We start from the raw sequence: 14,693 nt of genomic DNA on the forward strand, positions 1-14,693 counted from the left end.
GGACACCTCCCGGATCACCATCAGGGCCCACGGAACGGGCGGCAGCATTGATGGGCTGCCGCCCGGCCTTAAACTCCCCCGCCTCCCGTACCCGCTGCCTTGGTGGTGGACGACGACGGCCGCTCGGCCCTGCCGGCCGGTCCGCCCAGGTGCGTCCCGGCGGAGTCGGCACGGGAGCCGTCAGCGGATGCGGCGTGTTCCCCCACCCCGGCTGCCACCGGAACCCTGGCTGCGTCCTGGGCCTGGCCGGACTGCGAGGCCTGCGCAGCCTTGAGGTCGATCGCGCGCAGCGCCTTGCTGCTCTTGGCCAGGTCCCAGGCGAAAGCGATGAAGGCGACGGTGTACGTGCCGGCCGCCAGCAGCATAAAGAGCTCGCTGTACTGGCCCATGGTTTCGTTAATTCCGTACGGCATTACTGGTCCTTTTCGGGCCCGGTGGGGCCGGCTGGGGTGGTGGCTGGGCCTGTGGTTGCGGCAGCTCCGGTGCTATTGTCCCCCGGGCTGCCGGGAGTTTCCTGTGAGGGCCGGGGCGGGCCCTGGTCCGGATCCAGCTGCCACTCTTCGGTCAGCAGCTTCCGGAGGGCTGCCGCTTCCCCGGCAAGCCGGTGGTCCTCGCCGCGGGCCAGGAGCCCGTACTCAACCATGGTGCGGCCGTCCTCGTGGGTGCCGGTGCGGATCCACACGCGGCGGCGGTTGACGTACAGCGAGAGGATCAAGCCGGCCACGGCCAGCAGCGCGAAGATCAGGGCGTAGAGCTGGCCTGGGTTGTGGTGGATGTCCACTCCGATGTACCGCTTGACGCCGTCGAAGCTGATGCTGCCCTTCCCGTCAGGGAGTGTGTAGCTGGTCCCCGGCGAGAGGGTAATGCCGCCGGCGTCCAGGTTGCGGGCGTTGAGCGGGGTAAGGTCCTTGACGTCCAGTTCGAAGACGTTCTGCGGCGCTCCGTCATCCAGGCCAAGGTCGCCGTAGTAGGAGTTGAGCGTGAGCTGCGGGTTGAAGAGTTCCGGGTCACCGCTGAAGGAAACCCCCTCATCGGTGATGAAGGCAGTGGGCAGGAAGAAGCCGGCGAATCCGAGCTGGTCGGGCGCGGCGTCGGGGACCTTGATCACCACGGAGGAGTAGTAGTTGTCCCCTTGCAGCTTGGCCACCACGGGGCCCTGCATGGCCACGTTGCCGGCGCCGTCCCGGATGGTCACCACGGGGGCATAGCCGTTGCCGGTGAGGTAGATGCTGGTGCCGCCCAGGGTGACGGGATCGTTGACCTTCAGGGTTTCCTGCCGCGCGGGCGCATCCGGGTTTTCCCTGGTGGTCACTGCGGCCGAGAAATCGATCGGCTGGCCGAACTTGCCCTCGGACTCGCGGTCGAACGTGATGTCGAACTTGTCCAGCTGGATGGAATAGGGCTGCAGCTGGCTGGACTGGAAATTGGTGCCGGGCGTGAACTGGTCGTAGCCCACCAGGGTGTTCACGAACGTGTCCCCCTCCACCAGGATCCGCTGGCCGCTGTAGCCGAACAGGCCGCCGATGGCCACGGACACCAGGACGCCGATGAGGGACGTGTGGAAGACGAGGTTGCCCACTTCCTTCAGGAAGCCGCGCTCGGCCCCCAAAGACGGCCGCGCGCCGTCGTCGTCCCTTACCTCAACGCGGTAGCCGCGCTTCTTCAGCAGTCCGGCGGCGCCGTGGATGGCGTCCGACGCCGGGATCCCGGCCCGGGCGGGTATCACCAGGGTCCCGTACTCGGGGAGGCGGGAGAGCCGCTTGGGGGTTCGCGGCGGCTGGGACCGCATCGCCTTGTAGTGGGCGATGGCGCGCGGTACCACGCAGCCGATCAGGGAGATGAACAGCAGCAGGTAGATGGCCGAGAACCAGGCCGAGGAGTAGACGTCGTACAGCTGCAGGGTGTCCAGCAGCTTGCCGTAGTCCGGGTTGTCCTTGATGTACTGGGTGACCACGGACGGGTTGGCGGGGCGCTGCGGGAACAGCGAGCCCGGAACGGCGGCAACGGCCAGGAGCAGCAGCAGGAACAGCGCCGTGCGCATGCTGGTCAGCTGGGTCCAGGCCCAGCGCAGCATCTCATTGGGACCCAGTGCGGGAAGCGCGGCGTCAGCCTTGGCCGCTGCCACACCGTCGCGCGTCGCCGGGGTGGAGGACTTTTTCTCTACGTTCACGCGCTCGCTCATCAGATCGGCAACTTCACATCGGTTTGGAACCAGTACTGGAGTTCGGTCACCCAGGCGCCCCAGACGCCGCTGGCCATCAGCAGGCCCAGCACCACCAGGATGCCCCCGCCGGTGCGCTGGATGGCCAGGCGGTGCTTGCGGAAGAACGCCATCACACCCATCCCCCGGCGGACCGCCAGTGCGATCAGCAGGAAGGGGATGCCCAGGCCCAGGCTGTAGACGAAGGCCAGGAAGGCGCCCTTGGCCGCGGACGATCCCCCGGAAAGGCTCAGCAGCTGCACGGCCGAGTAGGTGGGCCCGATGCACGGCGCCCAGCCCAGCCCGAAGGTCAGGCCCAGCAGCGGCGCTCCCCAGAGCCCGGCCGGCGGCCTGGCGGAGATCTTGGCGTCGCGCTGCAGCCAGCTGAAGCCGCCCATGAAGACGACGCCCATGACAATCACCAGGATGCCCAGGAGCTGGGTGATCCACGCATTCTGAGAACCGGTGATCAGGGTTCCCAGCTGGCCGAAAGCCCCGCCGAGGAGGACGAAAATGACCGAGAAACCGAGCACGAACAGCCCGATGCCCACCAGCATCCGGCCGCGCTTCTGCTTCTGCAGGTCCACGCCACTGAGCCCGGTGACGTAGCCCAGGTATCCGGGGACCAGGGGCAGCACGCATGGAGAGAGGAAGGAAACCAGTCCGGCCAGCAGGGCCACCGGGATGGCAAGCAGGAGCGAGCCGTTCAGGATGGCTTCGGCGAAGGGGCTGTTCACGGTCCGGACCGCCGCTACTCTGCCACGGCGGCAGCGATGAGGGCCTTCAGGGTGCCCTTTTGGACTTCGCCCAGGACACGGGAGGCCACGCGGCCCTGCTTGTCCAGCACCAGGGTGGTGGGGACCGCGCCGGGCGGAACCAGTCCGGAGACAGCCAGGAGGACGCCGCCGTCCTTGTCGTCAAAGCTGGGGTAGGTCAGGTTGAAGGTCTTTTCGAAGGCCTCGGCGGTGGCTTTCTCGTCCCGCAGGTTGACGCCGTAGAACTGCACGCCCTGGTCCTTGAACTCCTGGTGGAGCTCTTCCAGGATGGGGGCCTCCACGCGGCACGGGGCGCAGGCGGCGAACCAGAAGTTCAGCACCGTCACCCTGCCCTGGAAGTCGGCGGGCGCCACGGTGGTGCCGTTGAAGAGCGTTCCGTTGACCTGGATGGCGGACTTGCGGTCCCCGGCCGCAAACTCCGTCACGGAGCCGTCGCCGGCAACATAGTTTTTGTTGTCCCCTGCCTTGGCCTGCTGCGCCAGGGCATCCTCCTGGGCGCAGCCGGACAGGCCCAGGGTCACAGCGGTCAGGGCCAGGCCGCCGGCAGCCAGCAGGCTCCGGCGGGAGGTCACGGGATTGCGGTGGGTCACAGCTAGGCTCCAGGGGTGCTGGACGCACCCGGAAGAAGGGAAGCCGCCGGTTCGCTGTACTGCACGCGCAGGAGCGTGCCGGCGTCGTCGAACACCAGGGAGGTAATGGAGGTCAGGGTGCATTCGCGTTTCCGCGGGTCATGCCACAGCGGCTTTCCCTCAGCGCTGAGGCGGGTGGCCCAGATGGGTAGCTGGTGGCTGACCATGATGGCTTCCGGCCCGTCCGTCCCGAAGTCCCCGGCCGCCAGTTCGATGGCACGCAGCCGCGCGTCCTGGACCGCCTCCATCACCCGGGAAGCCTGCTTCTTGTACGGTTCGCCCCAGGACGGCCGCAGCGGATTGACCAGCCGCGGCCAGTGCTTCGGGCGGCGCAGCTCAGCCTTGGTGACCCTCATGCCCTCGAAGTAGTTCTCCGCCTCGATGATCCGCTCGTCCGTGTGGATCTGCAGGCGCAGGGCGTCCGACGTCGGCCGGGCAGTTTCCTGCGCACGGTCCAGCGGCGAGGCTGCCAGGTAGGTGATACGGGCACCGCCGGCGGCGCGGCGGCTGAAGTGTTCGGCGAGGGTGCGTGCCATCTCCTGCCCCAGTTCGGAGAGGTGGAATTCGGGCAGCCGTCCGTACAGAACGCCGTCGGGATTGTGGACCTCGCCGTGGCGGAGCAAATGGACAGTGGCTTGGGGCATGTTTACCAGTTTCTCAAAGATGGCGTGCGATCCGAAATCTCCCGCACAAGCTTCTACAGAGAGTAGAACTGAAGTTTTTGAAGAAATGTTCCGAAGTCGGGAACAAAACATGCAAATGCATGTTTATACTGGATGCAGCAGTTAGTTGAGACTTCAACAGATGAAGTTTCAACAGCAAACCCGACAGTACGCAAACCCAAGGAGCATCACCATGGCACTTCCCGCAGACATCACCACCGGCACCTGGACCCTGGACAACTCACACAGCGAGATCGGCTTCACGGTCCGCCACGCAGGCATCAGCAAGGTCCGCGGCCAGTTCACCGAAGCCGATGCCACCCTTGACCTCCCCGAGGACGTCACCGGCGCCCGGATCAACGCCACCATCAACACCGCCAGCTTCGATTCCGGCGACGTAAACCGCGACGGCCACGTCAAGGGCGAGGACTTCTTCGACGTGGAGAAGTTTCCCGAAATCTCCTTTGTCTCCAACGGCCTCGTGGCCAAGGGCGACAGCTACGAGCTGACCGGCGACCTAACCATCAAGGGTGTCACCCGCCCCGTCACCCTGGACACCGAGTTCAACGGTGTGGCTGTTGACCCCTTCGGCAACACCCGTGCAGGCGTTTCCGCCGAGACCACAATCAGCCGCAAGGACTTCGGCCTGACCTGGAACGCCATCCTCGAGACCGGCGGCGTCCTGGTGAGCGACAAGGTTGCCATCAACCTCGAACTCGCCTTCATCGCTCCCGCGGCATAATTCCTTCCGCTCCGGCACCCCGGCCCTGGACTCCCGCAGTCCGGCGCCGGGGTGCCGTCTTTAAGCACACCGCTCCTTCCGGGTCCCGGCGGGGTTTACAGTGAGGGCCATGAGCAATTCACCCAGCGCGCCGCGGAGCGGTTTTGCCCGAATGTTCCTGGTGACGGGCCTGCCCACCGAACTCAAGGTCTCCTTCTGGATCTGGTTTGTGGGCGGCATCCTGGGCCTGCTGGGTGGAATGCTGGGCATGCTGGCGTCGCTGGTGCTCTTTGCCGCGGCACCAGGGGCGGCCACGCTGGTGCTCCTGCTCATGCTGCTGGCGGCAGCGGTCGGTGCTGCGCAGATTGTCCTCGCCCTTGCCATGAAGGACGGAAAGCATTGGGCCCGGCTGGGCCTCACGGCCCTCACCGGCGCCACCCTAATCCTGGCGGTGGCCAACGCCATGATGGGCGTGGGCCAGGGCGGCAACTGGGCAACGTTCCTCATCAGCCTGGCGGCAACGGTCCTGCTGTGGCTGCCCAATTCCCAAGCCTTCTTCACGGCGGCCCGCTCCGGGAATACCTCTTCCGAATGACCCACAAGGCGCCTGCCCGGGGGTACGGTGGACGTAAGTGATGCTGGGGGTAGGGGACAGGACCGATCCCGGCGATTTACCTGGAACCCGACACGCAAAAGGACCGCCCATGAGCACTCCCCCCGTCCCGCCTCCCGTTCCGAACGAGCCCGAGCCCGGCTCCGAGTCTGGCAGCCAGGGTCCGCGCTACGGCCAGAATGCACCCCAGTATGGCCAAAACCAGCCCCAGTACGGCCAGCAGTCCGGAGCACCGCAGTATGGACAGAATGCCCCGCAGTATGGGCAGAACCCGCCGCAGTACGGCCAGTCCGGCGCACCCCAGTACGGGCAGAACCCGCCGCAGTTCGGACAGAATCCGCCGGCAGCACCCGGCTATGGCCAGCAGCCGTACGGACAGTCCCCGTACGCGCAGTATCCGTCGGAGCAGCCCCAGCCGTCCGGCAGCACGGGCGTCCCCCAGATGGTCAACATCTCCTTCTGGCTGTTGATTGCATCCGCCGCGATCTTTGTCATTTCGATGCTGACCGGGCTGACCACGCTGGACGATCCCATGTTCCGAGACGCCTTCGAAACTCAGATTGAGGGCAGCGGCGCTGGAGTCACCTACGAGGATATGAAGGGCGTCATCGCCGGCACCCTGGTGGTGTTCGCCATCATCGGGCTCGCCCTCTACTTGCTGGTGGCATTCTTCGTCCGCAAGGGCAAGAACTGGGCACGGATCCTGGGCACGGTCTTCGCGGCACTGTCCATCTTCGGCCTCTTCGGCCCGCCAAGCTTTGCAACCATCGGCACCCTGCTGGGGATCGCGGCCATCGTGCTGCTCTACCTGCCGGCCTCGGCCCCGTATTTCCGGCGCCAGCAGCCGTTCGCCAACCCTTACGGCGGCAATATGGGTAACCCGTACGGACGGTAACTCCAAGCACCACCCACCCTTCGGGCGTGGGCCCCGGAACCAGCAAGCACCGCTGACGTAATCTAGGCGGTCTGCCCCGGGGCCTGCGCCCGTTGTGCGTGATAGGCGAGGATCTGCAGTTCCGTTGCCATGTCCACCTTGCGAAGGTTAACGCCTTCCGGCACCTGGAGCATGATGGGGGCGAAGCTGAGGACGCTGCGGACCCCGGCCGCCACCACGCGGTCGCAGATGTCCTGGGCCACGGACGCGGGCAGGGCGAGGACCACCATATTGGCTCCCGTGCGGTGGAGCACGGTTTCCAGGTCCGCCACATCGCTGACGCGCAGCCAGCCGACCTCGTTGCCCACCACCATCTGGTCCGCGTCAAAGATGGCCACGACGTCGAAGCCCCGGGATTCGAAGCCGCCGTACCGCGCAAGGGCCTTGCCCAGGTTGCCGGCACCGACGATGGCCACCTTCCAGTCGTGGGTGAGGCCCAGGGCGGCGGCGATGTGCCGGCTGAGGTACTGCACCTCATAGCCCACACCGCGGGTGCCGTAGGAGCCCACATGGGAAAGATCCTTGCGGAGCGTTGCGGAGCTGACGCCGGAGGCCTCGGCAAGGGATTCGGAGGAGACCCGCTCCACGCCCTCGGCCAGAAGCGTATTAAGGGCACGGAGGTAGAGTGTCAGCCGGGCCACTGCAGCGGGCGGAATCTGTTTGGCTGCCGTGCCCGCAGCTCCCGGCAGGTCCGGGACAGCCTGGGGGGTTGAATCCAGCGAAGCCACCAGCCCCTCCCTCGCATCGCGTTGTGACTCCACTCTAGGGCCCAACCGGCAATGCCATCAAAGCAGGTGCCGCCGATGCAAGGGACGCGACAAGCCTCTCCGCCACGGTTCTGCTCCCCTACTGCGCCATGGCCCGCTGGAGCACGCGTGCCAGCCGGGCTTCGTCGATTTTCCAGAAGTCGCGCTGCACGCCATCCACCAGCACCACCGGGATTTCCTCCGCGTAGCGCTCACGGAGTTCCGGCTGGTTGTCCACCAGCTCTTCGCTCCACTCAAGTCCCAGCGAGGCGGTAACCCGGCTGACGGCGTCGCGCGCGTCTTCGCAGAGGTGGCAGTCTGCCTTGGTGATCAGGACAACGCGGGGTATGGCCATGCCTTAACCGTAGTCCCGTTCCCGTGGGTCCGGCGACGCCGGGCAAGGGGTGGACAAGGCTAAACGGGGATTGAACAGTGGATTGACTAGACTCGACTGCATGCCCGAGGAGAAGTACGTTGCCGTAGTCACCAAACCGGTTGCTGCGCCGCAACCGGGCGAGGCGGCGTTCTTCGATGTGGACAACACCCTGATGCGCGGCGCCAGCCTCTTCCACGTTGCCCGCAAGATGCACCAGCGCGGGGCGTTCACCATGGCCCAGGCCGCCGGATTCGCGTGGAAGCAGCTCAAGTTCGTGGCCCGCGGCGAAAACATGGACGATGTCCACGCAGTCCGCGACTCCGCACTGACGCTGGCCGCGGGCATCACGGTTGACGACATCAAGGCGCTCGGCGAAGAGGTCTACGACGAAATGATCGCCTCCCGCATCTGGCCGGGCGCCAAAGCGCTGGCGGAGCAGCACCTGCGCGTGGGCCGCCGGGTGTGGCTGGTGACCGCCACCCCCATCGAAGTGGCCACCGTGATCTCCACCCGGCTGGGGCTGACCGGGGCACTGGGGACGGTGGGCGAAATTTCCGAGGGCATGTACACCGGCCGCCTGGTGGGTGACATCCTGCACGGTTCGGCCAAGGCCGTGGCTGTCCAGGCCATTGCGGACGCCGAGGAGCTGGACCTCAAGCGCTGCTGGGCGTACAGCGACTCCTACAACGACATTCCGCTGCTCACCCTGGTAGGCCACCCGGTGGCCATCAACCCGGATGCCCGCCTGCGCCGGCACGCCCGCGACAACAACTGGCCGGTCTACGATTTCCGGTCCGGCCGGCGAGCAGCCACGTTCGGCCTCAAAGCCGCAACGGCCGGCGGCGCCGTCTACGGGCTCTGGAAGGGCTTCGCCCGCATCCGGGGCCCGCGCATCTAGGTAGCCGTAAGTGTCGTTTTGGGCCCTCAAAACGACACTTACTGCTACCTGGTTGGTGCCGGGGATAAAGAAATGCCCGCCGCCTCGGAAGGCGACGGGCATTTCTGCGCTGTTGAAGTATCTCTACTTCTTGTTGCGGCGCTGGTGACGGGTCTTGCGAAGCAGCTTGCGGTGCTTCTTCTTGGCCATACGCTTGCGACGCTTCTTAATAACTGAACCCACGTAAGTTCCTTACAAACTAGATGCAGTACCTGTCTGATGGAAATGTTCGTGGACAGAGCTACGAACTGAACAACTGACAGATTCTTACAATGACGTAAAACGTTCCTTAACAGGGTACCGCTTCCGGGAGGCGGCTACGGACAGTTGCTCAAGCTGTCTCAGTGTGGCCGTCCACGACAGCACCTTTGAGGTACTGCTCAACGGCCTGTTCCGGAACCCGGTAGGAGCGGCCGAAGCGCACTGCCGGCATTTCGCCGGAGTGCACCAGCCGGTACACAGTCATTTTGGAGACGCGCATGACCTGGGCGACTTCAGCCACGGTCAGGAACTTCGCGTTGGAGAAGTTCTGTTCTGCCGACATTTCCCTATTTCCTTTGCTGACGGATGGACAACAGTGACCCCAGGTACATGCCAATGCGGTGTTCCGATGCTGAGCCATCCACCAACCACTTATCTAGATACTCTAGATGTTCCTGTGGCAGAAGTGAAAGTAGTAAATCCCCCTAGTTCGCTTCCCGGCGCTTGCGCGCGGACGCCGCCAGCTGGTCCAGGACGGAGACCGAAACGTCCCACTCCATGCAGGCGTCGGTGACACTCTGCCCGTACACCAGCTCAGCCCGTCCGGCCGCGTGCTCCGCAACATCCAGGTTCTGCGCACCGCCCACCAGGAAGCTTTCCAGCATGACGCCGGCAATCGCCTGCGCCGACGTGCCGCCGTCCTCGAGCTGCGCACCGATCTCCAGCGCCACCTCGGCCTGCCTGTGGTGGCTCTTGCCGCTGTTGGCATGGCTGGCGTCCACGATGAGGCGCGGGTTCAGCTGCTTGCCGGCCAGCTTGGCTGACGCCGCCCCGACGTCGGCGGTGGAGTAGTTGGGTCCCTTGCGTCCGCCGCGGAGGATGACGTGGGTGTCCGGGTTTCCGGCGGTGGACACCAGCGCGGCCCGGCCGTCACCGTCAATGCCGAGGAAAGCCTGTGCCGCGGCGGCTGCACCGCAGGCGTCGATGGCCACCTGGAGGTCGCCGTCAGTCCCGTTCTTGAAGCCGATGGGCATGGACAGCCCGGACGCGAGCTGCCGGTGGATCTGGCTTTCGGTGGTCCGCGCCCCGATGGCACCCCAGGAGATGAGGTCGGCCATGTACTGCGGGCTGATGGGTTCGAGGAACTCCGTTGCGGTGGGGAGGCCCAGGGCGGTGACCTGCTGCAGGAAGTGCCGGGCGGTGCGGAGGCCGGTCACCATGTCGTGGCTGCCGTCCAGGCGGGGATCGTTGATCAGGCCCTTCCAGCCCACGGTGGTGCGGGGCTTTTCGAAGTAGGTGCGCATCACGATCAGCAGGTCTTCCCTGTGCTTCTCGGCCTGACTCACCAGCCGGCGTGCGTATTCCAGGCCCGCCTTGGGGTCGTGGATGGAGCAGGGCCCCACGATCACCAGCAGGCGGTCATCCACGCCGTCCATGATGGCCCGGACTTCATCGCGTCCGCGTTCGACGACGTCCGCCACCCGGGCGTCCAGGGGCAGTTCCGCGATGAGTTCCTGCGGTGTGGGCAGCGCCGTGAATTCGCTGACGCGCAGGTTCGACGTGGACCTGGCCGCGGATTCCGTTGCGGAAGTGCCGGCGGTTGTGGTTGCGGGGGCTGTTGCGGTGCTCATGTTCGGGTCCTGTTCCAGATGGGAAGCGGGCCCGGATCAGAACCCGCCGGAGAAACGGCGAAGGGCAGAGAATAATCTCTGCCCTGTTGGCTCTGAAGGAAAGTTGGATGCGTGTCAGTTAGACGCGGGCCCCTCCAGAGCCAACGAAAAATACGCATACCAACGGTTAGTCATGCCATGAACCATAACCGCAGCCTCCGCGGATGGCAAAACGGTTACGTTGCGTCGCGCGACAGGCTTGCCACCAGCTCGGCGTGCTTCCGGTCCGTGAGGCGGTACCAGTACATGATGCCCACGGCTGCCAGGACCAGGGCGCCGGGCAGCAGTCCCGCCGCGGCCCGGATGGCCAGGGTTGCGGATTCCGGCTGTTCTGCCGCACCCGAGGCGTAGCCGCCCCAGGCCAGGGAAAAGGCCACAACGCCGGCACCGAAGCCCATGCCCAGCTTCCTGGTGGCGGCCAGGAGTGCGTAGTTGATGCCCTGCACCCGGACCCCGGTCTTCCACTCGCCGTATTCCACGGTGTCCGCGATCAGCGCCCACGTGACAATGCTGACGGACGCGGAAGCAAGCAGTCCCAGCACCAGGCCTGCCACGCCCAGCAGGGGCACCTCCGCGGGGGCCAGGAAAACCAGCAGACCACCAACGGCACCGAGGCCGGCGCCGGCGCTGTAGACAGCACGCTTGCCCCAGCGCGCCACCGGACGCGGAATGAGGACCGCCAAAGTGAGCGTGATGGCCACCTGAGCGGCGGCCATGAGGGGGAACAGGTCCACCCGGGACAGGACATCGCGGAGGTAGTAGAACTGGGATGCTCCCGTGGCGGATGTTCCAGTGACAAAAAGCACCGAGCTGACGCAGAGGATCACCAGCGGCGAATTTGCCTTGAGGGCCGCCACGCTCTGGCTGAGGGTGATCCTGGGGATGGTGCCGGGAACCTGCTCGGCGCAGGCGGCACCGGTGAAGGCGTACAAGGCTGAACCCACAACCGCGAAGGTGATGGTCAGCCAGGTGAAGACCTGCTGCATGTCCTGCCCGGCCCCCAGGAGCGGGGCGATGAAGAAGCCGAGCGTGGCGCCGACGGACAGCCCGCCAAGGGTCCGGGCGCCGCCCAGCCGGGCGCGCTGCCTTGCGTCCTGCGTCATGGCCCCCACCAGGCAGCCGTAGGGAACATTGACCATGCTGTAGGCGACGCACACCAGGCCGTACGTGCAGTAGGCATAGAGCAGCTTCAGGGACGGTTCGACGTCCGGAACATGGAATACGGCCACGCTCAACAGGAGCGGGACGAAGCCCAACATCAGGAACGGCCGGAACTTCCCCCACCGCCTGCTGTGGACGCGGTCCACGATGCGCCCCGCCGCGATGTCCGTGAAGGCGTTGAAGACCCGCAACAGAAGCAGCAGGGTTCCCGCGGCGGCCGCCCCGATCCCGGCGACATCCGTGTAGTAGACGAGCAGGAACATGTTCCCGGTGCTGATGATCATGCTGTTGGCGGCATCACCCGCGCCGTAGGCAAAGACACTGAGCCTGCTGAGTTTCTTCATTGCTTCCTGTTCCGGCGGGCGAAGAAACCGTTTTCTCACCCCCGCAGGAGGAACTTACCCCAAAATCTTCCGCAGAAACAGCAGCTGGCGGATCCAGTGGTGTTCCTGGCCGCCCTCGTGGTTGTTGAACCGGTACACCTCAATCTCCTTCCCGGCACCGGTTCCGGAGGAGCCTGCCGTTCCGGAGCCGTAGGCGTTAAAACTTGCGAAGACTGTGGACGGCGGGCAGATATCGTCCATCTGGGCCGCTGAGTACAGCGCAGGGGCTGTTGCCCACCGGGCCAGGTTGACGCCGTCGAAGTAGCGCAGGACGGCGAGCGCGGCATCGTACCGGTCCCGGTGCCGGGCCAGGAACTGGGCGATCTCGGGGTACGGGCCGCGCGGTGTGATGTCGATGGCCCGGGGAAAGTCCTGCAGGAACGGGACATCAGGCAGTGCGGCGATGACGCCGTCGAGCCTTCCGGCTGCCAGGCCTGCAGTGGCCACCACGATCCCACCGCCCTGGCTGACGCCGGCCAGCACCACCCGGGCGGGGTCGACGGCGGGGTGGGACTGGGCGGCTTCCACGGCCCGGAAGGCGTCCACGTACACCCGGCGGTAGTAGTAGTCCTCGCGGCTCCCGATGCCCCGGGTCATGAGTCCGGCGTGGGCGACGTCCCCGGCGGAGGGGTGCGGGTCCGGCGTATCGCCCAGCGTGCCGCCGTAGCCCTGCCCGCGGGTGTCCATGATGAAGTGCGCGTAGCCGGCCTGGGCCCAGCGGGTGTCCTGGTTGACCAGCCCGCGGCCGCCGGAGTAGCCAACGTACTGGACCACCACCGGCAATGATGCCCCGGGTTCCCTGTGAGCCGGGAGGTGGAGCCAGCCCCGTACCGGAGCGCCGCCATAGCCTGCGAAGGTGACGTCAAAGGTGTCGATGACGGAAAGGTAGTTTTCCACCGGCTCAAAACTGGCGTCCAGCGGAAAGGCCCGGGCTTCCCTGATGGTGGCGTCCCAGAAGTGGCCCAGGTCCTCCGGGGGCGTCACGTCCGAGGAGTAGGCGCGGAGCTGCGCAAGGGGGAGGTCGAAGAGCGGCATGGTCATCCAATCCTGTCAGTAGGGGCGCTGCGAGGTGCGCTGCGATGGGCGCTGTAGGTGAGAACTGCGGGCTTTCCTGGCTCAAGGTGCGCTTCCCTGACGCCCGGTCCATACCGGACCAGGACCTTGACCGGCTTCCGTGCGGCCAGGGTTGCCTGCACCAGCAGCCCGTCCCGCCAGTCCAGGTCCACGTCCACCCCGGGCCGTGCCCGGAGCCGCCCGGCCCGGCCGGCGGGCAGTTCGGAGGGGAGGGCGGGAAGCAGCTCTATCTCGTGCAGCCCGTCCACGGTGCGGTGGCTCTGGACCAGGCACTCGGCCAAGGCGGCCACGTACCCGAGGTTTCCGTCGATCTGGAACGGCGGGTGGGCGCCGAAGAGGTTGGGGTACAGGCCTCCGCTTTGGCCACCGCGGGGTGTCTCCATGTCCCGGAAGTAGAGCCGCAGGAGGTCGCTGACCTTTCCGGCCTGGCGGAGCCGTGCGCGCAGCAGGATCTTCCAGGCCAGCGACCAGCCGGTGGCTTCGTCACCCCGGCCGTCCAGGCTGGCCCGGACGGCCGCTTCGAGCCCGGGACTGATCGGCGTGTCCCCGGGATAGGCGAGGTAGAGGTGGCTGACGTGCCGGTGCCCGGGTTCCCATTCCTCCGGATCATCAAGCCACTCGCGGAGCTTTCCGCCGCGTCCGGGTGCCGGCGCGGGAAGCCGGGGCAGGGCGCCGCGTGCTGCGGAGGCCACGGGATCATCCTCCAGGCCGAGGCTGCGGGCCAGGGCGTCCAGCATCCGGAAAACATCGCCGATGAGGGTCAGGTCCATGGTGGCGGAGCGGGCAGCCGAGCCCTGCACCCGCGTGCCGGTGGACGGGTCTGCGGCCGCAAACGTGTTCTCCGGGGACGTGGAGGGGCTGGTTCCCAACGAGCCGTCGGGGAGCTCAACCAGCAGGTCCAGGGCGAATTCAGCGGCACCGCGGATGGCCGGCCAGGCTGTGTCCCGGGCGAAACTGTCCGGGGCGAAAGTGTCCGCGTCCGCGGAACTGTCCGTGCTGCCAAACTGCAGATGCTCCCACAGGTGCCGCACCAGCCAGAGGCCTGCCATGGGCCAGTACGCCCACTCCGGCGAATGCGCCCCGTGCCCCACAGGTTTTGCGTAGGCCCACAGATCCGAGTTGTGGTGCACGGCCCAGCCGCGGGCACCGTAATACTCCCGGGCCACCTCGGCCCCGGTCCCCTGCATCGCCTCAATGAGGGCAAAGAGCGGTTCCACACACTCGGCCAGGCCGGTGGGTTCGGCGCCCCAGTAATTCATCTGCAGGTTGATGTTGGTGGTGTAGTTGGAGCTCCAGGGGGCCGGCAGCTCGGAGTTCCAGAGGCCCTGGAGGTTGGCCGGCACTCCGCGCCAGGCTGTCCCCTGCCGGGAGCCCGCAGGGGCGGACCGCGAGCTGGAGATCAGCAGGTACCGCCCGTAGTTGAAGAGCAGCGCAGCCATGCCCGGGTCGGCCGCCAGCGGCCCGCCAGGGTGGGCGTTGGCCGCCAGCAGCCGCCGGCCCGTATCCCCGCCCTCCCGCACCGGAACATCGAACTCCGGGGAGGCCGGGTTCAGATTCGGTCGGATTGCGGTGGCGGCTCACTGATTAGTGGGGTGGCTGCGTTTTTCCTG

The 14,693-nt window shown here is 66.4% G+C and carries 16 protein-coding genes and 1 pseudogene; 4 read left to right on the plus strand and 13 right to left on the minus strand.

What is annotated here, in order from left to right:
* Positions 1–74: 74 nt before the first annotated feature.
* The 5 genes and pseudogenes from ACKAE7_RS18260 to ACKAE7_RS18280 form a co-directional block, all read right to left on the minus strand.
* Positions 75–413 (minus strand): annotated as a pseudogene (locus ACKAE7_RS18260) (c-type cytochrome biogenesis protein CcsB); the annotation flags it as partial.
* Positions 413–2,182, minus strand: a complete 1,770-nt coding sequence (locus ACKAE7_RS18265) for a cytochrome c biogenesis protein ResB (protein ID WP_408979946.1) — start codon at positions 2,180–2,182, stop codon at positions 413–415. The pseudogene ACKAE7_RS18260 and the gene ACKAE7_RS18265, both read right to left, overlap by 1 nt.
* Complete coding sequence (locus ACKAE7_RS18270; protein ID WP_188812606.1) at positions 2,182–2,937, minus strand: cytochrome c biogenesis CcdA family protein; 756 nt, start codon at positions 2,935–2,937, stop codon at positions 2,182–2,184. Before ACKAE7_RS18270 ends, ACKAE7_RS18265 begins: the two co-directional genes overlap by 1 nt.
* A 14-nt stretch (positions 2,938–2,951) precedes the next feature.
* Entirely contained in the window at positions 2,952–3,566 is a 615-nt protein-coding gene (locus ACKAE7_RS18275; protein ID WP_310112869.1) for a TlpA disulfide reductase family protein, read from the minus strand.
* Positions 3,567–3,568: 2 nt separating this feature from the next.
* Positions 3,569–4,249: a histidine phosphatase family protein gene (locus ACKAE7_RS18280; RefSeq protein ID WP_188726884.1), complete on the minus strand. Its 681-nt coding sequence runs from the start codon at positions 4,247–4,249 to the stop codon at positions 3,569–3,571.
* 211 nt (positions 4,250–4,460) lie between these two features.
* Between ACKAE7_RS18280 and ACKAE7_RS18285 the strand changes: the two genes are divergently transcribed.
* The 3 genes from ACKAE7_RS18285 to ACKAE7_RS18295 all read left to right on the plus strand — a co-directional run bounded on the left by ACKAE7_RS18285 (position 4,461) and on the right by ACKAE7_RS18295 (position 6,496).
* The gene (locus ACKAE7_RS18285) at positions 4,461–5,009 is read left to right on the plus strand and encodes a YceI family protein (RefSeq protein WP_188812605.1); all 549 of its coding nucleotides are present in this window, start codon (positions 4,461–4,463) and stop codon (positions 5,007–5,009) included.
* 109 nt (positions 5,010–5,118) lie between these two features.
* Positions 5,119–5,583: a hypothetical protein gene (locus ACKAE7_RS18290; protein ID WP_191035585.1), complete on the plus strand. Its 465-nt coding sequence runs from the start codon at positions 5,119–5,121 to the stop codon at positions 5,581–5,583.
* Positions 5,584–5,692: 109 nt separating this feature from the next.
* The gene (locus ACKAE7_RS18295; protein WP_408979947.1) at positions 5,693–6,496 is read left to right on the plus strand and encodes a hypothetical protein; all 804 of its coding nucleotides are present in this window, start codon (positions 5,693–5,695) and stop codon (positions 6,494–6,496) included.
* 62 nt (positions 6,497–6,558) lie between these two features.
* Here ACKAE7_RS18295 and ACKAE7_RS18300 read toward each other — a convergent pair whose 3' ends face one another.
* Together ACKAE7_RS18300 and ACKAE7_RS18305 are read right to left on the minus strand one after the other, a co-directional pair.
* Positions 6,559–7,263: a redox-sensing transcriptional repressor Rex gene (locus ACKAE7_RS18300; RefSeq protein WP_066278751.1), complete on the minus strand. Its 705-nt coding sequence runs from the start codon at positions 7,261–7,263 to the stop codon at positions 6,559–6,561.
* Between the two features lie 118 nt (positions 7,264–7,381).
* On the minus strand, positions 7,382–7,636 hold the full coding sequence (locus tag ACKAE7_RS18305) for a glutaredoxin family protein (RefSeq protein WP_408979948.1): 255 nt from the start codon (positions 7,634–7,636) through the stop codon (positions 7,382–7,384).
* Between the two features lie 100 nt (positions 7,637–7,736).
* Here ACKAE7_RS18305 and ACKAE7_RS18310 point away from each other — a divergent pair, with 100 nt between their 5' ends.
* A complete protein-coding gene (locus ACKAE7_RS18310; RefSeq protein WP_104184663.1) occupies positions 7,737–8,555 on the plus strand; it encodes an HAD family phosphatase in 819 nt (272 codons plus the stop codon).
* Between the two features lie 123 nt (positions 8,556–8,678).
* On the opposite strand, the gene ACKAE7_RS18315 is transcribed toward ACKAE7_RS18310, so the two are convergent.
* From ACKAE7_RS18315 to ACKAE7_RS18340, 6 genes are all read right to left on the minus strand, one after another.
* Positions 8,679–8,777 (minus strand): 30S ribosomal protein bS22, encoded by a 99-nt coding sequence (locus ACKAE7_RS18315; protein WP_003792170.1) that lies wholly within the window; start codon positions 8,775–8,777, stop codon positions 8,679–8,681.
* A 148-nt stretch (positions 8,778–8,925) separates the two neighbouring features.
* The gene (locus ACKAE7_RS18320) at positions 8,926–9,138 is read right to left on the minus strand and encodes a helix-turn-helix domain-containing protein (RefSeq protein WP_066278759.1); all 213 of its coding nucleotides are present in this window, start codon (positions 9,136–9,138) and stop codon (positions 8,926–8,928) included.
* 142 nt (positions 9,139–9,280) lie between these two features.
* Positions 9,281–10,426: a 3-deoxy-7-phosphoheptulonate synthase gene (locus ACKAE7_RS18325; protein WP_229666500.1), complete on the minus strand. Its 1,146-nt coding sequence runs from the start codon at positions 10,424–10,426 to the stop codon at positions 9,281–9,283.
* Between the two features lie 215 nt (positions 10,427–10,641).
* Positions 10,642–11,970 carry a glycoside-pentoside-hexuronide (GPH):cation symporter gene (locus ACKAE7_RS18330; protein WP_408979949.1) on the minus strand — a complete coding sequence of 443 codons (1,329 nt, stop codon included), beginning with the start codon at positions 11,968–11,970 and terminating at the stop codon, positions 10,642–10,644.
* Positions 11,971–12,024: 54 nt separating this feature from the next.
* Positions 12,025–13,044, minus strand: coding sequence for an acetylxylan esterase (locus ACKAE7_RS18335; protein ID WP_408979951.1), 1,020 nt, complete (start codon positions 13,042–13,044; stop codon positions 12,025–12,027).
* 2 nt (positions 13,045–13,046) lie between these two features.
* A complete protein-coding gene (locus ACKAE7_RS18340) occupies positions 13,047–14,603 on the minus strand; it encodes a glycosyl hydrolase family 95 catalytic domain-containing protein (protein ID WP_408979950.1) in 1,557 nt (518 codons plus the stop codon).
* Positions 14,604–14,693 lie beyond the last annotated feature (90 nt).

Origin of the sequence: Pseudarthrobacter sp. NKDBFgelt (assembly GCF_046097905.1) — a bacterium.
Classification (GTDB): Bacteria; Actinomycetota; Actinomycetes; order Actinomycetales; family Micrococcaceae; genus Arthrobacter; species Arthrobacter polychromogenes.